This window comes from Polaromonas sp. (assembly GCF_049790275.1).
In the GTDB taxonomy this organism is placed as follows: Bacteria; Pseudomonadota; Gammaproteobacteria; order Burkholderiales; family Burkholderiaceae_C; genus Polaromonas.
Map to the genome: position 1 here is coordinate 1 of NZ_JBAQYR010000119.1, position 18705 is coordinate 18705.

18 protein-coding genes are annotated in these 18705 nt (G+C 63.7%); 12 read left to right on the top strand and 6 right to left on the bottom strand.

Features of this window, described 5'->3' with window-relative positions; all coding sequences use genetic code 11:
* Positions 1-148: 148 nt before the first annotated feature.
* Positions 149-1093 carry a DMT family transporter gene (locus WA904_RS16665; protein WP_425198249.1) on the top strand — a complete coding sequence of 315 codons (945 nt, stop codon included), beginning with the start codon at positions 149-151 and terminating at the stop codon, positions 1091-1093.
* Positions 1094-1183: 90 nt separating this feature from the next.
* Positions 1184-2413 carry a phosphoglycerate dehydrogenase gene (gene serA, locus WA904_RS16670; RefSeq protein ID WP_425198250.1) on the top strand — a complete coding sequence of 410 codons (1230 nt, stop codon included), beginning with the start codon at positions 1184-1186 and terminating at the stop codon, positions 2411-2413.
* Between the two features lie 227 nt (positions 2414-2640).
* Here serA and WA904_RS16675 read toward each other — a convergent pair whose 3' ends face one another.
* Both WA904_RS16675 and WA904_RS16680 read right to left on the bottom strand, forming a co-directional pair.
* Entirely contained in the window at positions 2641-3237 is a 597-nt protein-coding gene (locus WA904_RS16675) for a thioredoxin fold domain-containing protein (protein ID WP_425198251.1), read from the bottom strand.
* A gap of 304 nt (positions 3238-3541) precedes the next feature.
* The gene (locus WA904_RS16680) at positions 3542-4513 is read right to left on the bottom strand and encodes a Bug family tripartite tricarboxylate transporter substrate binding protein (protein ID WP_425198252.1); all 972 of its coding nucleotides are present in this window, start codon (positions 4511-4513) and stop codon (positions 3542-3544) included.
* A 206-nt stretch (positions 4514-4719) separates the two neighbouring features.
* Here WA904_RS16680 and WA904_RS16685 point away from each other — a divergent pair, with 206 nt between their 5' ends.
* The 3 genes from WA904_RS16685 (at position 4720) to WA904_RS16695 (ending at position 7211) form a co-directional block, all read left to right on the top strand.
* Positions 4720-5250, top strand: coding sequence for a hypothetical protein (locus WA904_RS16685; protein ID WP_425198253.1), 531 nt, complete (start codon positions 4720-4722; stop codon positions 5248-5250).
* Positions 5250-6530 carry an Hsp70 family protein gene (locus tag WA904_RS16690; RefSeq protein ID WP_425198254.1) on the top strand — a complete coding sequence of 427 codons (1281 nt, stop codon included), beginning with the start codon at positions 5250-5252 and terminating at the stop codon, positions 6528-6530. Before WA904_RS16685 ends, WA904_RS16690 begins: the two co-directional genes overlap by 1 nt.
* Before the next feature lie 231 nt (positions 6531-6761).
* Positions 6762-7211 (top strand): Lrp/AsnC family transcriptional regulator, encoded by a 450-nt coding sequence (locus tag WA904_RS16695; protein WP_425198293.1) that lies wholly within the window; start codon positions 6762-6764, stop codon positions 7209-7211.
* A 24-nt stretch (positions 7212-7235) separates the two neighbouring features.
* Here the strand turns inward: WA904_RS16695 and WA904_RS16700 are convergent, their stop codons facing one another.
* Positions 7236-8096, bottom strand: a complete 861-nt coding sequence (locus tag WA904_RS16700; RefSeq protein WP_425198255.1) for a LysR substrate-binding domain-containing protein — start codon at positions 8094-8096, stop codon at positions 7236-7238.
* A gap of 117 nt (positions 8097-8213) precedes the next feature.
* On the opposite strand from WA904_RS16700, the gene WA904_RS16705 reads away from it, so the two are divergent.
* Positions 8214-9566: a class-II fumarase/aspartase family protein gene (locus tag WA904_RS16705; protein WP_425198256.1), complete on the top strand. Its 1353-nt coding sequence runs from the start codon at positions 8214-8216 to the stop codon at positions 9564-9566.
* 18 nt (positions 9567-9584) lie between these two features.
* Positions 9585-10562, top strand: a complete 978-nt coding sequence (locus WA904_RS16710) for a tripartite tricarboxylate transporter substrate-binding protein (protein ID WP_425198257.1) — start codon at positions 9585-9587, stop codon at positions 10560-10562.
* A gap of 45 nt (positions 10563-10607) precedes the next feature.
* On the opposite strand, the gene WA904_RS16715 is transcribed toward WA904_RS16710, so the two are convergent.
* The 3 genes from WA904_RS16715 to WA904_RS16725 all read right to left on the bottom strand — a co-directional run bounded on the left by WA904_RS16715 (position 10608) and on the right by WA904_RS16725 (position 13262).
* Entirely contained in the window at positions 10608-11480 is an 873-nt protein-coding gene (locus WA904_RS16715) for a DMT family transporter (RefSeq protein WP_425198258.1), read from the bottom strand.
* A gap of 197 nt (positions 11481-11677) precedes the next feature.
* The gene (locus WA904_RS16720; RefSeq protein ID WP_425198259.1) at positions 11678-12382 is read right to left on the bottom strand and encodes a hypothetical protein; all 705 of its coding nucleotides are present in this window, start codon (positions 12380-12382) and stop codon (positions 11678-11680) included.
* Positions 12383-12503: 121 nt separating this feature from the next.
* Positions 12504-13262 (bottom strand): glutathione peroxidase, encoded by a 759-nt coding sequence (locus tag WA904_RS16725; protein WP_425198260.1) that lies wholly within the window; start codon positions 13260-13262, stop codon positions 12504-12506.
* 268 nt (positions 13263-13530) lie between these two features.
* Here WA904_RS16725 and WA904_RS16730 point away from each other — a divergent pair, with 268 nt between their 5' ends.
* From WA904_RS16730 to WA904_RS16750, 5 genes are all read left to right on the top strand, one after another.
* Positions 13531-14004: a DUF2721 domain-containing protein gene (locus WA904_RS16730; RefSeq protein ID WP_425198261.1), complete on the top strand. Its 474-nt coding sequence runs from the start codon at positions 13531-13533 to the stop codon at positions 14002-14004.
* Positions 14005-14082: 78 nt separating this feature from the next.
* Entirely contained in the window at positions 14083-14718 is a 636-nt protein-coding gene (locus WA904_RS16735; RefSeq protein WP_425198262.1) for an isochorismatase family protein, read from the top strand.
* Between the two features lie 69 nt (positions 14719-14787).
* A complete protein-coding gene (locus WA904_RS16740; protein WP_425198263.1) occupies positions 14788-15642 on the top strand; it encodes a DMT family transporter in 855 nt (284 codons plus the stop codon).
* Positions 15643-15761: 119 nt separating this feature from the next.
* The gene (locus WA904_RS16745) at positions 15762-16739 is read left to right on the top strand and encodes an MDR family oxidoreductase (protein WP_425198264.1); all 978 of its coding nucleotides are present in this window, start codon (positions 15762-15764) and stop codon (positions 16737-16739) included.
* Positions 16736-18682: a propionate--CoA ligase gene (locus tag WA904_RS16750; RefSeq protein WP_425198294.1), complete on the top strand. Its 1947-nt coding sequence runs from the start codon at positions 16736-16738 to the stop codon at positions 18680-18682. The genes WA904_RS16745 and WA904_RS16750 overlap by 4 nt, the downstream gene beginning before the upstream one ends.
* The last annotated feature ends 23 nt before the right edge of the window (positions 18683-18705 follow it).

Below are 18705 nucleotides of genomic sequence, written 5' to 3' on the forward strand. Positions count from 1 at the left end.
CGCAAAGTAACGCAGGATTTGACGCACTTTTGCTTCGCTGAGTTTGGAGCGTCTGAAATACCGATTTTTCTGAATCACCATAGGAACTTAGCTCATCTGTTGATGAACTTTGCTTCCTAAGCCCCTACTTTTTATTGAATACGGCGCGATGACCCCTGAACAGAAAAAACTCCGCCGGGCTTCCATCGCCCTGGCGGCGGCGCTGGTGCTGGTCGTGATCTGGGGCATCAACTTTTCCCTGCAGAAGTTTGTGTTCAATGTGGTGGGCCCCGGCGGTTTCCTGTTTGCCCGCTACCTGATCATGCCGCTGTGTGCGCTGGGTTTGCTGGCCTGGCGTTACGGCACGCGCTTTCCGCGCATCACGCGCCGCGAGTTCTGGCAACTCGCGCGCCTGGGTTTTGCCGGGCATTTCCTGCATGTGGGCATGGTCACCTACGGCATCCACTGGTCCACCGCGTTTTCGAGTTCACTGATCCTTGCCTGCGGGCCCATCTTCACCTTGCTGATCCTGCGCTTCATGGGCGTGGAGCAATTGCACAAGGCGCAGATAGGCGGCGTGGCGGTGGCCTTTGTCGGGGTGTTGATCTTTTTGTCCGACAAGCTGCTGGGCGGCAACTGGCGCGCCACCGGGGGCGATCTTTTCCTGCTGGTCGCGGCGAGCTTTTTTTCCTGGTACACCGTGGCCGCCAAACCGCTGATCGAGCGCCACGGCGGCGTGGTGACCATGGCCTATGCCACCTTGCTCGGCAGCATTCCGGTGGTGCTGTTTTCACTGCCGGCCGGCCTGTCCGCGCCCTGGGGCGAAGCCTCGCTGGCGGTGTGGGCCAGCCTGGTCTGGTCGGTCACGGTGTCGGCTTTTCTCGGCTGGCTGGTCTGGGGCTGGGTCAACGCGGTGCGCGGCGTGGCCCGCACGGCGCCGCTGATGTATCTGATGCCACCAGTGGCAGGCCTCGTGGCCTGGCTGTTTGCCGGTGAGCAGTACACCGCCATCAAGCTGGCCGGTGCCGCGCTGACCCTGGTGGGCGTGGCGCTCGCACAGTTCACAAGCCGGAGCCAGGCCCTGGCCCGTGCGGCCCCCGCGCCGGTCGATTGAACCCTTTTTCCGTGCGGTCAAAACCGGCGCCAGAGGCCGGGGCCCATGCCTTGGGTCATACTTCGGTGCTCCACCACCTGCCTGAGCGCCATGAGCAAAACCTCGACCGACAAGAAAAAGATCAAGTTTCTCCTGCTGGAGGGCATTCACCCCTCCGCCGTGCAGGTTCTCCAGGCGGCGGGTTACACACAGATCGAAAGCCTGACCGGCGCCCTGGAAGGCGAGGAGCTGAAGAAAAAAATCGCCGACGCCCACTTTGTCGGCATCCGCTCGCGTACCCAGCTCACCGCCGATGTGTTCGCCCACGCGGCCAAACTCACGGCCGTCGGCTGTTTTTGCATAGGCACCAACCAGGTGGACCTGAATGCGGCGCGTGAGCGCGGCATCGCGGTGTTCAATGCGCCGTTTTCCAACACGCGTTCGGTGGCCGAGCTGGTGCTGGCCGAGGCCATCCTGCTGCTGCGCGGCGTGCCCGAGAAAAGCGCCGTGGCGCACCGCGGCGGCTGGCAGAAGTCAGCTGAAAATGCGTTCGAGATCCGCGGCAAGACGCTGGGCATCGTCGGTTACGGCTCCATCGGCACGCAGCTGTCGGTGCTGGCCGAAGCGCTGGGCATGCAGGTGGTGTTTTTCGATGTGGTCACCAAGTTGCCACTGGGCAATGCGCGCCAGGCCGGCAAGCTCACCGAGCTGCTGGCGCAGTCGGACGTGGTCAGCCTGCATGTGCCCGAGACCCAGGCCACGCAGTGGATGATAGGTGCGGCCGAGCTTGCCGCGATGAAACCCGGCAGCGTGCTGATCAATGCCTCGCGCGGCACCGTGGTCGAAATCGAGCCGCTGGCCGAAGCCCTGCGCCAGAAAAAACTGCTGGGTGCGGCGATCGACGTTTTCCCGGTCGAGCCGCGCAGCAACAAGGATGTGTTCGAGTCGCCGCTGCGCGGGCTGGACAACGTGATCCTGACGCCGCACGTCGGTGGCTCCACCATGGAAGCCCAGGAAAACATCGGCGTCGAGGTGGCGGAAAAACTGGTCAAGTACAGCGACAACGGCACCTCCACCTCCTCGGTCAACTTCCCCGAAGTGGCACTGCCGGCGCACCCGGGCAAACATCGCCTGCTGCACATTCACCGCAACGTGCCGGGTGTGCTGGCCGAAATCAACCGCGTGTTTTCCGACAACAACATCAACATCGCGTCGCAGTTCCTGCAGACCAACGAAGCCATCGGTTATGTGGTGATCGACATCGACGCCGCCCACTCCGACATGGCACTGGCCAAGCTGGCCGGCGTGCCTGGAACCATTCGCAGCCGCGTGCTGTTCTAGACGATCAGCGGGCGGACATGAAGGCCTTCGGATCTGGCTCTGCCAAGCCGTAGGCGCAGCGCCCCTTGGGGAGCATCCTCGACAAGCTCAGGATGAACGGAAAACCAGCGAACAAAAGCGAAGGCATCTCTTTTCAAGCCGGGGCCGCGGGCCCGGCTCTGCCGGCCCGCAGGCGCAAGCGCCCCTTCGGGGGGCAGAGAGCGACACGCAGTGCGCGAACGTGGGGGCTATAAACCCGCCGGCACCTGCAGCCCGAGCAGGGCAGCCAGCGCCGCGGTCGGCATGGAGCCTTCCTGTGTGACCAGTGCACCGGTTTGTGCGTGCGTGCCGACAATCGTTGGAATCGACGCAAAACCCAGGCGGGTCAGCAGCGCGGTGTTTTTTTCCACCATTTCTTCTTGTGCGGCGATGTCGCTGCCGGCGCTGATGCCGCCGCCTTTGGCCTGCATGGACGCTTCGTGCTCATCCATCGCCGCCACCGGGTCCTTGGCGGCCAGCAGGGTGGCGCCCTGGGCGGTGCTTGAAGCATTCAGCAGGCCCACGGGAATCCAGACAAATCTGGCCTGCGACTTCAGGGGTTTCGCGGCCATCCACAGCGCGGTGCAGTGCGGGCACTGGGCATCAAAAAACACATACACGGTGCGCGCGCTCATGGCCTGGCCGGCGGTGAAACCTTTGGCCTCGGCGGCAATCACGGCGGTGGACACCGGAGTGCTGCCGGCCTTGGCCGTGGCACCGGTGCCGGGCGCATCGCCGCAGGCGCTCAACAAAAGCATGGCTGCCAGCAGCGTGGCGGGAAGAAGACTGAAAGATCTGAAGGTCATGTCGGCACCAGTGAAGGGGTAGGCCGAGAGCATAGCGCAGGGAGCCGCGGAGCTTTGCCGTTGCGAGTCTTGCCCTTGGGTCGTGTCAGGGACAAGCCGCTGGAAAGTCTTGAAACACCATAAAAGCGCGGCCGGCTCATGGGGCCGGCCTTTGTTCTGCGCCGCGCCTCCCATGAACGCGGGGCCGGGTTGCCCACGCATCCTGTGCACGAATCTGTGGATAAGCAGGCGCGAAAGCCGGCAAAGGCTTGCCGGCCGCGGCTTGCAACAGATTGCCTGCCAAATAAGCGCGGGCCAGGCGGTGTCAGCCCTTGAAGGACATGCCGAGCCGCTCTATCGTTGCTTTCTCAGCAGCAAAGGTTTCGCGGGCGAATCTGGTGTATTGCGCGGTGTTCATGTAGATCACCGACTGGTCGTACTTGTCGAAGGTCGCGAGCACGGCCGGGTCGTTCAGTGTTTTCCTGAAAGCTTCGTGCAGCGTGGCAACGACGGCCGGGTCCATGCCCTTGGGGCCGCACACGCCAAATGGCGAGTCCGACACGGTGTCGTAGCCCAGTTCGGTCAGCGTCGGCACATTGGGCCAGCGCTTGGTGCGTTTGCTGCCGTAGGTGGCCAGCAGGCGCAACTTGCCCGATTCCACATGCGGGCCCCAGCCGGTGGCATCGCTTGCGGCCATCACATGGCCGCCCAGGATGGCCTGCATGTTGTCTGCATTGCCCTTGAAGGGAATATGCGTGAGCTTGATGCCGGCGCGCTGCGCGAATTCCTCGACTGCCAGGTGCGGGCTGGTGCCGGTACCGGTGGAGCCGTAGGTGAATTTTTCGGGGTTGGCCTTGGCGTAGGCCACCAGGTCCTTGATGCTCTTGATCGGCGAATCGGCGGGCACGACCAGCCCGAACGTGTAGCCGGTCAGGCAGGCGATCCAGGTGAAATCCTTGAGCGGGTCGTATTGCACTTTCTGCATATGCGGAATGCGGAACACGCCGTGCGGCAGCTGTGTGAGTGTGTAGCCGTCGGGCTTGGCGCTCATCATCTCGTTGGCACCCAGCATGCCGCCGGCGCCCGGTTTGTTTTCGACAATGATGGTCTGGCCCAGGGTCTTGCCGGCGCTTTCGGCCAGCGCACGGATGACGGCGTCGGTCGAGCCGCCTGCAGGCCAGGGGCAGATGTACTTGATGGGGCGCGAGGGGAAGGCCTGTGCGCTGGCCAGCAGAGGCAAGGCTGCACCGGCCACTGCGGCGGTGGTGCTGGCAATAAACGCGCGGCGGTTGGTCATGAAAGTTCTCCGGAAAAAGTTGCGGGTCATCTGAAATGTCGAGCGTATCGGGCCGCCGCGAAGGTGTCATCAAGGTTTACGAGCGGGGCATATTCTGCAAGGCAGAACAGCGTCGGGAGCCGTCGCTGCGCCAGAGGCCCGGCGGTAAAATAAGTCCGCACCCTGAACGCGCAACAGCGCTTTTTTTCTGACCGAAACGGATCCCTGTGACCGACATCGCCGACACCTCGCCCGACACTTCTTCTTCCCTTTTTTCGCCCGAAACTTCCCTCGACACCGATACCCCTGTGCAGCAGCCGCGTTTATGGCGCGGTGACGGCTGGACCGCCCGCGTCATCAAGAACGAAGACGACGACGGCTGGGCGGTGGCCATGGTCAAGGACGGCGAGCCTGAGCCTGCGCTGGTCGGCCCGTGGACCATGGGGCGCGACAAGAAAAATCCCAAGCCGCTCGATGGCCCGGCCTTCAGCACGCTGGTGAAAACCGCTTCCGAATTTGTGCGTCGCCATGAGCAGCAGCTGCATGCCACGTTGCACCAGAGCGTGGAGGTGAGCGCGCGCGGCGCACGGGTCACCGTGTCGCTGGACATCGTGCCCGATGAAGACAACCCTTCTGCCATGCTGAGCGCGCATGACGAGGCCGGCGAACAGCTCGCGCAGCAGCGCGTGGCGCCAGCTTTCAAGCTGAGCCGCGCCAGCGCCACGGCCTGGGCCGACGGCGGCTTCCTCAAGCCCTGATGGCGGGCAGCTTCCCCGTCCTGCCCGACGCCTGCGGCATCGACTTCGGGACTTCGAATTCCACGGCAGGCTGCAGCGCCGCTTCAGGCTCAGACCGTGCAGCGCTGCTGCCGCTCGAGGGCGGCAAACCGACCCTGCCTTCGGTCGTGTTTTTCCATGCCGAGGACGGGCACACCAGTTATGGCCGCGCAGCGCTGGCCGACTACCTGGCCGGCGACGAAGGGCGTCTGATGCGCTCGCTCAAGAGCCTGCTCGGCACCTCGCTGATCGACGAGCAGACCGAGGTGGCCGGCCGTGCCCTGCCGTTTCGCGAGCTGCTGGCACAGTTCATCGGTGAACTCAAGCGCCGCGCCGAACTCGCGGCAGGCCGTGAGTTCACCCGTGCCGTGCTGGGGCGGCCGGTCTTTTTTGTCGATGGCGACACCGCCGCCGACCGGCAGGCTGAAAACACGCTGGCCGAAATTGCGCATGCTGTCGGCCTGAAGGAAATCGCTTTCCAGTACGAGCCCATTGCCGCGGCGTTCGACTACGAGTCGCAGGTCACGCGGGAAGAACTGGTGCTGGTGGTCGACATCGGCGGCGGCACCTCGGACTTTGCGCTGGTGCGCCTGGCACCCGAGCGGGCGGGCAGGGCAGAGCGCAAGGACGACATCCTGGCCAGCAGCGGTGTGCACATAGGTGGCACCGACTTCGACAAGTACCTGAGCCTGGCCAGCGTCATGCCGTTGCTGGGCCTGGGCAGCCAGCTCAAAAGCGGCCTGCAGATGCCGTCATCGCTGTACTTCAACCTGGCGACCTGGCACACGATCAACTTTGCCTACACTCGGCAGGCGTGGTCGCAGATCGGTGAGCTGCATCGCGAAGCGGAGGAGAAGGACAAACTGGTGCGCCTGCAAAACCTGGTGAGCGGGCGCGCCGGCCACTGGCTGGCCATGCAGGTGGAAGAGGCGAAGATTGCGCTCTCCGGTGCGCCCCAGGTGCAGCTGGACCTGGGCCGCATCAACCCGGGCGAAACCCTGTTGCTGCAGCGCACGGCCTTCGATGCTGCCATCGGCGAACTGGTCGGCACGGTGGAGCGCAGCGTGACCGGCCTGCTGCGCGATGCGGGTGTGCAGGCGGACGCGGTGGACACGGTGTTTTTCACCGGGGGCTCGAGCAGCGTGCCGCTGCTGCGCGAACGTATTGCGGCGCTGCTGCCGCAGGCGCGCCGTGCCGAAGGTGATTTGTTCGGCAGTATCGGCACCGGCCTGGCGCTCGATGCATTGCGAAAGTTCGGCTGAGCCTGCTTTGTCGTCGCGCGGTTGACCCGCAGCGCATGCCGGACATGCCCAAACGCACCAGCGGGCGGTAACCCGCTGGTGCGTCTGTCTTGCAACACGTATCGGTAAATCCGTTTGCCAGAAAGAAGTATCCGCCTTCAGCTGGAGAAAGTGCTTCTGTATTTCTTCTGATTCCCACTCAATTAAGTAATAATTCCTTCATAAATTTGAAAATGAAGGAAATAAAACTTGATTGACAAGATGGACCGGAAAATACTGCAAGTGCTGCAGGCCAATGCCCGCGCCAGCCTGCAGGAGATCGGCCAGGCCGTGGGCCTGAGCCACACGCCATGCTGGAACCGCATCAGGAAGATGGAGGAGTCCGGGGTGATCGAGGGTTACACCGTGCGCATCAATGCCGCCGCGCTGGACCTCAGCGACACGGTGCTGGTGCAGGTCACACTGGACAGCCACTCCGACAACACGCTGGAAAAATTCGGTGAAACGCTGGCGAAGATTCCCGAGGTGATCGAGGCTTACCTGGTCTCCGGCGATTACGACTACCTGCTGCGCATTGCCGTCAGCGGCACCCAGGACTACGAGCGCCTACTGCGCGAGCGGCTTTACAAGATCAAGGGCATACGCCACAGCAAGTCCAGCTTTGTGCTGCGCACGCTGAAAAAAGCCGACCTGCCGCTCTGAGCGGCACCGACGCCTGCCGCTCCCTCAGAGCAGGCGCATGAAACGTTGCAGTGCTTGCCCGGGGTGTTCGTCGCGCCGGCGGATAAACAGCGTCTGCACGCTGAGCCGTTTGCCTTTGGCGGGATGGCAACGCAGCGCGGTTTTGTTGCTTGCATTGTCGACCACAGCCCGCGGCAGCAGCGAGATGCCGACCTCGGCCGCCACACAGCCCAGGATGCCTTCGAGGGTGCCCATTTCAAGGCGGGTGAAACGCGGCCAGCCGCGCTCGCTGAGAAGCTGCTCGAAGCGCTGCCGGTACGAGCAGCCGGTTTTGAACATGATCGCCGCCGCACCATTTTCCAACCGCCTGCCAAGCTCGCTGGGACGCGTCCAGTTGGCGGAGGAGACCAGCACCAGTTCTTCCTCGAAAGCGACCTGGCCGACCAGTGCGTGGTTGTCCAGGGGGCCGGCAATGAAGGCCCCGTCCACACGCCGCTGGAGCACGGCGTCGATCAGGGCAGCGGTGGGGCCGGTCTCCAGCGAGATGGCCACCTGCGGATAGAGGCGGCGGTAAGACGCGAGAAGCGGGGGCAGGCGGACTGCGGCGGTGGTTTCCATCGAGCCGATCGCCAGTGCGGCAGGGGAGGCTTCTTCCCCTTTGGCTGCCGCTTGCGCTTCGACCATCAGCGCTACGATGCGATCCGCATACGGCAGCAGCCGTTGGCCCGCGCGCGTCAGTTCCATGCCCCTGCTGTGGCGCTTGAACAGCGCCAGGCCCAGCTCGGATTCCAGCGCCCGGATGCGCTGGGTGATGTTCGATTGCACGGTGTGCAGCACCTGCGCCGCACCGGTGATGCCGCCCTGGCGTGCCACCGTCTCGAATGTTTTTAGGCTCAGGACGTCCATGTTGACCCATCTATAAAACAGAACGGAACTATCTCAACAAATTGTTTTTGCAGATTGATCATAGTGGATACAGTTTGTTTCAGGTAGGCACAGGCCTGCGGCAACAGGGTCCGGACGATGAACCAGCTTTTCAGTGATTTGCATGACGGCGGAGCGATCGCGGCCATTTTTTCCGAGGAAAGTTTTGTCGACCGCTGCCTGCGCTTCGAGCGGGCACTGGCCAGCGTGCAGGCTGAGCTGGGTGTTATTCCGACTGAGGCGGCAGAAGAAATCGGGCGGGTCGCCAGCGTCGACAACATCGATTTCCCTCAGCTCCGGCAAAAGACGCGGTCCGTCGGCCTGCCCCTGGTGGGGCTGGTGAGCCAGGTGGTCCGCCTGTGCCGCGCCGACCTGGGCCAGTACGTGCATTACGGCGCCACCACCCAGGACGCGATGGACTGCGCGCTGGCGCTACAGATGCAGGAGGCACTGGCGCTGGTCGGCGATTCGCTCGCCCATATTTCGGCGGCTCTCGACGCGCTGGCCACGACGCACCAGGGAACGATACAGGCCGGCAGAACCAACCAGCAGCATGCCTTGCCCGTCACCTTCGGGTTCAAGGCCGCTGTCTGGAATTCCGGCGTGCGCCGGCAGATGGACCGGCTTGGCCAGGTCCAGCAGCGGGCGTCGGTTGGCCAGCTCGGCGGTGCTGTGGGCACGCTCGCTTCATTTTCCGGGGTGGGCCACGAAACTCGGCGCCGCCTGATGCAGCAGCTGGGTCTGGCCGAACCGGCCATCGCCTGGCATGCCATGCGTGACGGCCCGACAGAAGCGGTGCTGCTGCTGTCGCAGATTGCGGCCACGCTGGGGAAAATCGGCCGGGACATGCTGATGCTGTCCAGCACGGAAGTCGGTGAACTGGCTTTTGCCGCCGACCGGGGCGCCAGCAGCACCATGCCGCAAAAGAACAACCCCGTTGCGGCATCGTCGGTGGTGGCGCTCTCGAGGATGCTGTTCCATGCGGCGCCCATGATGCTGGATGCCTCCCTGGTCGAAAACGAAAGGTCGCTCGATGCCTGGTATGTCGAACTGCACGCCGTGCCGCAGTGCTTTCGCCTGATGGGCGCACTGCTCGGCCAGGCGCGGACCATGCTGGAAGAGCTGGTGATCGATGCCGAAAAGATGGCCTGCAACGTGACTCTCACGGGTGGTGCGATCGTCAGTGAAACCGTGCAGATGGAACTGGCCAGGAGCATTGGCCTGAACCGGGCGCATGAATTGGTGGCCCGGGCCTGCCAGAAATCGAAAACGGATGGCGTACCGATAGCAGCAGCCCTGGTGGGCCTGCACCCGGGACTGGAGGAGGCCGCGGTCGCTTCGCTGCTCGACGTGGCCAGGCACCTGCCGTTCGGCGTACGCGAAGTCGAGGCCGCCCGGCGCGACCTGACAGCGGCCAGCGGCGAGCCGGTATTGCCATTGATGTCTGTCTGACCATTCCGGGAGCGCACCATGTTCAAAGCCGTCTGCCTTGCCACCACGCTTGTGCTCTGCGCCGCTCCGGCAGAGGCGCAGGATGTCTACCCCACCAAACCAATCACCATCATCGTGCCTTTTGCGGCGGGGGGGCCCATGGACAAACTGGCGCGGGAGCTGGCCACGCCTCTGCAGGCTCAGCTCAAGCAGCCCATCCTTGTCCAGAATCTTTCCGGCGCCGGTGGCAACCTCGGGACGGCCATCGCCATGCGGGCCCCGGCCGACGGCCATACGCTGCTGATGGGCCACATCGGCATGGCAACTTCGCCTGCCTTGTACCGGAACCTGGGCTTCAAGCCGGAAACCGACTTTGTGCCGCTGGGCGTGGTGGTGGACACGCCTTCGGTGCTGGTGGCACGGCCCCAGGTGCCCACGGGCTCAATCGTGGACCTGATCCGCTGGATGGCAACACAGCCGCAGGTCAGGCTTGCAAACTCCGGCATCGGATCTTCATCGCACCTGTGTGGGCTGTTGCTCCAGTCTTCCTTGAAGGTCAGCAGCATCACAACCGTGCCTTACCGCGGCAGCGCGCCTGCGGTCTCCGACCTGCTCGGCGGGCATGTGGACATGATTTGCGATCCGACGCCGACCACCGTCAGCCATATCCAGAGCGGCAAACTCAAGGCCATCGCCGTGACCACGGCCAGGCCGTTGGCCGGCACGCCGCTGGCCGCCGTTCCGACCATGGCGAAGTTCGGCATTGCCGATGTCGAAATGAGCGTCTGGTTCGCCCTGTACGCACCGAAGGACACACCGCCGCAGGTTCAGCAGCGCTTCAACGATGCCCTGAGGCTGGTCATGAAAACCGAGGCCTTCAAGGCAGCGCAGATCGCGTCAGGCATACAGGTTGTGCAGGATGAGCGCGCGACGCTGGCCGGGCACAGGGCCTTTCTGAGCAAGGAGACCGCCCGGTGGCGGCCCATCATCAAGGCTGCCGGCGTTTACGCGGACTAGGAACGCCGCTACGCACCGGTTGCAGGCTCACAGTTGCCGGAGCGGCTACTCCCTGGACCGCATCACGGCCATGCGGGCTTCAATCAGCACCACGCCCAGCCCGGCCAGGCAGATCAGGGTCATGCCCACGGCCGTGGTCCGGCCCGGTGCCTGGCCGAACACCAGCCAGCCCAGCGTGGCAGCGGCCACGATCTGCAGGTAGCTGAAGGGCGCGAGCAGGGTGGCCGGGCTTTGGCGGTAGGCCGCAGCCTGCAGCCAGTGGCCAAGGAAACCCGTGACGCCGGTGGACAGCAGCAACAGCCACTGCCAGAGGTTCAGGTCAGGCGTGGCCCAGAACCAGGGCAGGGCCAGCGTCAGCGCGATGGTGCCGAACAGGCCGCCGTAATAATTGGTGGTGAGCGGGTCGTCGTGGGCCACGCGGCGCGTGGCAACCTGAAAGAAGGCGAAGGCCAGCGCCGTGGCCAGGCCCAGCGCTACGCCGATCGGGTCCAGCTGCGCGCCAGGCCGCACCACGATCAGCATGCCGGCGAAACCGGCCAGCACGCCCAGCCAGCGGTGCAGGCGGTGCGGCTCGCGCAGCAGCCAGGGTGCCATGGCCATCAGGAAAAGCGGCGCCATGAAGTTGATGGCCGTGGCTTCCGCCAGCGGCAGGCGGCCCAGCACGGAGAAAAACAGCACGGTGGTGGTGATCATCAGCAGGCCGCGCAGCAGCTGGCGCGGCAGCGACCTGGTCCGGAACATGGCTTTGCCGCGCGAAGGCAGCACCACGGCCGTCATCAGGGCGGTGTGCACGGCGTAACGTACCCAGGCCACCATCAGCACCGGCACACCGGCCAAAACCAGCCATTTGCCGGAAGCGTCCAGTGTCGAGAGCAGCCACAGGCCGGCGATGTGAAGAAGGATTCCGCTTTTGTTCATGAAAGCCGGTGGACGGCGTGGTGGCTGATGGCAGGCTGGGTGAAGGGCGCAGGCCGCTTCCGTGCCAGAGAGCATAACCACTGCGGGCAGGCAGGGTGGCCGTTTCGCCGCTGTGGAGAAATTTTTTAACGAAAAATGCCTCTAGCCCTTTGTGGGTGGGCGCAAGCAGCTATCAAAAGAGGAGCGAGTGCCGGGCTTCAGCCGGTGACAAGGGCCTGTTCGATTTCGCTGAACAGCATGTCGGCATGGTCGGCGCTGTAGCTGATACTGACTTTTTCGGCTGCGGCGAGGGCCTGCACATCGTCCCATCCCAGCGCGCGGTAGGTGCGTGCTTCATCGGGCGCGGCCTGGCCCTTGTCCCGGGTGACGGTGATGCAGACCCGTGTCTGGCCATCGGCCGGTTCACTGCGGAGCACCACGCTGGCCGGTGCAGGGGCCGCGTCGGTCAGGGCAATCAGGCAGGCGGTGAACACGGTTCTCAACGCGAAGACCGAGGTGTTCACCTCCGGCGCATTGATCTGGTTGGACACCGTGAAGCCGCGGAAGGCCAGATCGGTGGCAAGCATGCCCATCGCTTCTTCCACCCCGGCTTCCAGTGAGATCACGCCATTTTCCTTGGGCACGATCCAGGTGATCAGGTTCATGCAGCCGCTGGCGGCCGAACGCGACAGCGTGCTGATGGACTTGCTGTTGTCCCGCAGCACGGCCAGGTCGGGCGCGGACGCCTGCAGGCGCCGCTCCAGGATGGCGGAAATCATGCCGATGGGCTGCAGCGTGCCCGCCATGTGGTGGCGGATGGCCGGCGCAATGCGGCGCAGCAGTGCGTAACGTGCCGCCTCCTCGCGGAGCAGGTCCGGGCCGGGCTGTGAAGTGCTGGTGGGAGCGGCGTTTGGTGGTGTCATAACTCTTCACTCAAGGTCAGGGAGGCAACGCAAATATCCTATCACCGGGGTGGGCCAGTCACCGCGCGGACAACATGCGGCACAGGTTCGGAAGGGCGCAGCCACAAGGGGGAAATGCGGATCAGGCGGGCGCCAGGACGGACACATGCCGATCGGCCAGCCAGGCTTGCAGGGCCTCGTGCCCACCGATTTTTCGTCCGCCGATGAACACCTGCGGTGTGGTGCCGGCGCCGGCCACTGCCTGCAGGGTGCGCGAGGTGATGCCCTTCCCAAGGGTGATTTCTTCATACGGCAGCAACGCGTCGTCAAGCAGGGCCTTGGCCCGTGCGCAGAACGGACAGCCGGGTTTGGTGAAAATTGCCACTGGTTCAGGCAGCGGCGCATCCGGGTCCAGGTAGTGCAGCAAGGTTTCGGCGCCGGAGACCTCGAACGGGTCACCTTCCTTCTCCGGCTCGATGAACATCTTCCGGACGATGCCGTCCTCGACCAGCATGGAATAGCGCCAGGATCGCTGGCCGAAACCGAGGTCGCTTTTATCGACCAGCATGCCCATGCCTTGGGTGAACTGGCCGTTGCCGTCGGGGATCAGCGTCAGGTTTTCCGCCTCCTGCGCGGTGGCCCATTCGTTCATCACAAAGGCATCATTGACCGACAGGCAGATGATGTCGTCTACTCCGCGGGACTTGAATACCGGCGCCAGCCGGTTGAAGCCGGGCAGGTGTTCGGAAGAACAGGTCGGCGTGTAGGCGCCCGGCAGCGCGAACAGGACCACGGTTTTGCCCTTGAACAGGTCTGCGCTGGAAACCTCGGCCCACTGGTTGTCCCGGCGGATCTTGAAGGTGACGTCGGGAACGCGTTGTCCCTCTCGGTTGGGCAGCATGCGGGAATCCTTTGGGTGGCGAGCGAAGGCGGTATGGGTGCTTGAGCACGCAGTGTGGGGCAGGTTTGGCCTTCTGGATGTCGGACAGAGACGACATTCACGTAGGAGGCGATGCGCAAGCACCCCGGGAGGCCGGTGCCAGGACGGGACTCCGGGCCCGGCCTCATCTGAATCCTGAATCCTGAATCCTGAATCCTGAATCTGCGACCCGGACCGGCGGCCGCATGACAAAATGCCGTCTTCCCCATGACGAGCCGGAGCTCCCTCGATGAATTTTGCGTCTGACCTTGCCACGGTGACCCACGGCATACAGTTGGCGGTGGCGCCGGTGTTTCTGCTGACGGCCGTCTCCGGCATGATTGCCGCCGTGGCCGGCCGGCTGGCACGCATCATTGACCGCGCACGTTTCCTCGAGAACAAACTGGAGGCAGGTGGCGTCGAAGAAGCCAGGGCGAAAAAAATGTACGCGGAGCTGGGAGAACTCAGGCACCGCGGCTGGCTGGTCAACGGCTGCCTGGCATTGCTGACGTTTTGCGCCATCCTGATCGGGCTGACCATTGTCTTGCTGTTCCTGGGTGAAACCAGCGACCTGCCCATCCTGAAAATCGCCACGGTGAGTTTTCTCTCCGGCGTGTTCTGCTTTCTGCTGGCGCTGCTGTGCTTCCTGGCAGAAACGCTGCTTGCGACCCGTCTGCTGAAATTTGCGGAGCTGCCGCAGCAGCCGCAGTCGCCACCGCTTTAAAGCAGGCGGCGCCTGCGGTTGCGCGGCAACTGCCTGCCCACTGCACTGATCTTCAAATTGAAACTTTCTGGACCCACTATGTTGCTTGATGCCGATGACTCCCAACTGGTGCTGGTGGACTACCAGGTTCGCCTGATGCCCGCCATATTTGAAAATGAGCTCGTGCTTGCCAATGCCTTGCGTCTGGCGCACATGGCGAAGTTGCTCGATCTGCCCGTCTGGGGCACGGTGCAAAACCCCGATGGGCTGGGCCCCAATGTCCCCGAACTCCAGGCGGCCATTGAAGCGGCCGGCGGCAAAACGCTGGCGAAGATGCATTTCAATGCGATGGATGATGGCCTGGCCGACTGGCTGCGGCCACCTGTGCGCAAGCCGCCCGTCGGAGGCAATGCCCGCAGCCTGCCCAAACACCTGCAAAAAGCCGCGCCGCCTGAAGAAGAGGGCAGGGGCGCCATCGTTATCGCCGGCTGCGAAGCCCATGTCTGCCTGATGCAGACAGCACTGGGCCTGCTGGAGGAAGAGTTTGAGGTCTGGGTCGTCACCGACGCCTGCAGCTCGCGCACCGAACGCAACCGCGACGCCGCCTTCGACCGCCTGGCCGGCGCCGGTGCCGAACTGGTGACAACCGAGATGGTCGCCTTCGAATGGCTGCGCACGGCGGAGCATCCTGCGTTCGGGAAGGTGCTTGAGCTGGTGAAGCAGGGTGCTGCCTAAGCGTCTGCCCGGGTTCCAACCCGGTATTTGCCCCCGCGGCACGATGGCCACGCGTCGCTAAGATGCGCCATGGTTCCTGCACGCCTGATTGCCCTGACGTTTCTCGCCATGTTGGCGTTTGCCGGCAATTCATTGCTCTGCCGGGCGGCGCTCAAGGACAGTGGAATGGATGCAGCCAGTTTCACCACCATTCGCCTGGTTTCGGGCGCATTGACCCTCTGGCTGGTGGTGCGGGCGAGGCGCGGCACAGCCAGGGGTGGCGGCAACTGGCTGTCGGCCTTGGCCCTGTTTGCTTATGCCGCCGGATTTTCTTTTGCGTATCTGAGCCTGCCGGCTGCGAGCGGCGCATTGTTGCTGTTCGGCGCGGTTCAGGCCACGATGATCGGTCATGGTGTCTGGTCTGGCGAGCGGTTTCGCAAGCTGCAGCTGGTCGGACTCGTCCTGGCGCTGGGGGGGCTGGTCGGCCTGTTGCTGCCCGGATTGTCGGCGCCGCCGCTGGCGGGATCCCTGCTGATGCTGGGCGCGGGGGTGGCCTGGGGCGTTTATTCCCTGCGCGGCAGAGGGCAGGGCGACCCGACCCGGGTGACCGCGGGTAATTTCCTGCGTGCGGCGCCGATTGCAGCCGCGTTGAGCCTGCTGATGATGAATCAGGTGTCGGTGGATGCCGCCGGTTTCTGGTACGCGCTTGCGTCAGGTGCGCTGACCTCCGCAATGGGTTACGCCATCTGGTACACGGCCTTGCCGGCCTTGAAAGCCACCAGTGCCGCAACCGTGCAGCTGAGTGTTCCGGTGATTGCTGCCCTGGGGGGCGTGGCTTTTCTCGGTGAGGAGATCACGCTGCGCCTGGTGCTGGCTTCGTTGGCCATTCTGGGTGGCATCGCAATGGTGATCCTGGAGAAGCCACGCTCGCCTGGACAGCCATGAACGAGGAGGAGGAGGAGGCAGCCTGGTTTCCGGCGCGACGCGCGCGATGGGTGTAAGCATGCCGCAAGACTATTATTCATAATTATAAATTCAATTTCAAAGATGAACCGGAGGCAAACATGTTCAAAGCCTTGCAACTTACCAGGTCAGATGCCGGATTCTCAGCGGATATTGCAGAAATTGACGAGGTGCTACTGCCCTTGGGCGACGTGTTGGCGCAGGTCGAGTATTCCACCCTTAACTTCAAGGACGGCCTGGCCATCACCAACAAAGGCCCGGTGGTGCGGAGCTGGCCTATGGTGGCCGGTATCGATGGTGCCGGTGTTGTCCTCGAGTCCAGCCATCCGGCGTGGAAGGCTGGCGACCGCTTTATCCATAACGGCTGGGGCCTGGGTGAAACTCGCTGGGGTCTGATGGCGCAGCGGGCACGCCTGCAGGGCGAGTGGCTGGTTCGCTTGCCGCCCGCTTTCAGCACACGTCAGGCCATGGCCATAGGCACGGCAGGTTACACCGCCATGCTTTGTGTGCTGGCGCTGGAAAAACATGGCGCGGCCCCTGGCAACGGCGAGGTGCTGGTCACCGGTGCAAGCGGCGGCGTCGGCAGCGTGGCGATTGCTTTGCTGGGCGGGCTGGGTTACCGGGTTGTAGCTGCGACGGGCAAGGCCAGTGAAGAGGCGTATTTGAAGCAGCTGGGCGCGGCCAGCATCATGGACCGCACTGAACTTTCTGCTCCCGGCAAGCCGCTGCAAAAGGAGCGCTGGGCCGCGGTGATCGATGCCGTCGGCTCCCATACGCTGGCCAATGCCTGTGCACAAACGCGTTACGGCGGTGTGGTGGCCGCCTGCGGCTTGGCACAGGGCGCGGATTTTCCGGCGACGGTGATGCCGTTCATCCTGCGCGGCGTGACCCTGGCGGGCATCGACAGCGTGATGGCACCCCTGGCAAGCCGGCAACAAGCCTGGGACAGGCTGGCGACGGACCTGGACCCGGCCAGACTCGAGGCCATCGTGGAAGAAATACCGCTGAGCCGCGTGGTGGAAAAAGCCGCCGACTTGATGGCGGGCAAGGTCCGCGGCCGTGTGGTGGTCAAAATCTGAATCGTGGAACCAAAAACTGGAGACAACGCATGACAAGTTACGCCGATTTCTATCGCCGGTCGATCAACGAACCCGACGTCTTCTGGGCCGAGCAGGCGAAACTGATCGACTGGAAGCAGCCTTTCGCGCGTGTCTGCAACTACGATAAGCCGCCGTTCGTTCACTGGTTTGAGGGCGGTACCACCAACCTGTGCCACAACGCAGTGGACCGTCACCTGAAAGACCGGGCCGCCCAGCCAGCGCTAATTTATGTGTCGACCGAAACCGGCATTGAGAAAACCTACAGCTTTGCCGAATTGCATGTCGAAGTGCAGCGCATGGCGGCCAGCCTGAAGGCACTGGGTGTGCAAAAGGGCGACCGTGTGCTGATCTACATGCCCATGATTGCCGAGGCCGCGTTTGCCATGCTGGCCTGTGCACGCATAGGCGCGATTCACTGCGTGGTGTTCGGCGGGTTTGCCAGCGGCTCGCTCGCCTCGCGCATCGAGGACGCGACGCCCAGGGTCATCGTCAGCGCCGATGCGGGTTCGCGCGGCGGCAAGATCGTGCCCTACAAGCCGCTGCTCGACGAGGCGATTCGTCTCTCCAGCCACAAGCCGGAAGCTGTACTGCTGGTGGATCGCGGGCTCTCGCCCATGGAACTGGTGCACGGGCGCGACCATCTGTGGTCGGATTTGCGCACCAGGCACCTGGACGATCAGGTGCCCTGCGAGTGGATGAAGTCCACCGACATCAGCTACACGATTTACACCAGCGGCACCACGGGCAAGCCCAAGGGCGTGCAGCGCGACACCGGTGGCTACGCGGTGGCGCTGGCCGCCAGCATGAAACACATCTTCGACGGCCGGCCGGGCGAAACCTATTTCTCGACCAGCGACATCGGCTGGGTCGTGGGCCATAGCTACATCATTTATGGCCCGCTGATCGCCGGCATGGCAACGCTGATGTACGAGGGCTTGCCGACGCGGGGCCTGGACCAGCAGCCCGACGGCGGCATCTGGTGGCGGCTGGTGGAGAAGTACAAGGTCACGGCGATGTTCAGTGCCCCGACCGCGGTGCGCGTGCTGAAGAAGCAGGACCCGGCGTTGCTCAATAAATACGATCTGTCCAGCCTGCGAGCGCTGTTTCTGGCAGGCGAACCGCTGGACGAGCCGACGGCGCGCTGGATCAGCGAGGGCCTGAACGTGCCCATCATCGACAACTATTGGCAGACCGAAAGCGGCTGGCCCATCCTGACGATTGCAAATGCAGTCGAGAAAAAGGCCAGCAAGTTCGGCAGCCCGGGCATTCCGATGTACGGCTACAACGTGAAGCTCCTGCACGAGTCCACCGGTGAAGAGTTGACCCAGCCGAACGAAAAAGGCGTGGTCGTGCTGGAAGGCCCGACACCGCCGGGCTTCATGCAAACGGTGTGGAAAGACGATGCCCGCTTCGTCAACACCTACTGGAAAAGTGTGCCTGGCAAGATGGTCTACAGCACCTTCGACTGGGGCATTCGCGACGAGGACGGTTATTACTTCATCCTGGGCCGTACCGACGACGTGATCAATGTCGCCGGCCACCGCCTGGGCACGCGCGAGATCGAAGAAAGCATCTCCGGCCACGCCGGCGTGGCGGAGGTGGCTGTGGTGGGTGTGGCCGACAGCCTCAAAGGCCAGGTCGCCATGGCTTTTGTCGTACCCAAGGACGGGAGTGTGCTGGCCGATAGCGCGGGCGCGCTCAAGCTCGAAGGCGAGATCATGAAATGCGTGGACCAGGATCTCGGCGCGCTGGCCCGGCCTTCGCGGGTGCGTTTTGTGTCCGTCCTGCCGAAAACCCGCAGCGGCAAACTGTTGCGGCGCGCCATCCAGGCGGTGTGCGAAGGCCGCGATGCTGGCGACCTAACGACGCTGGATGACCCGGCGGCGTTGCAGCAGATCAAGGACCTCATGAAATCGGCCTAGAGGCCCTGAAGAGGCAGTGTATC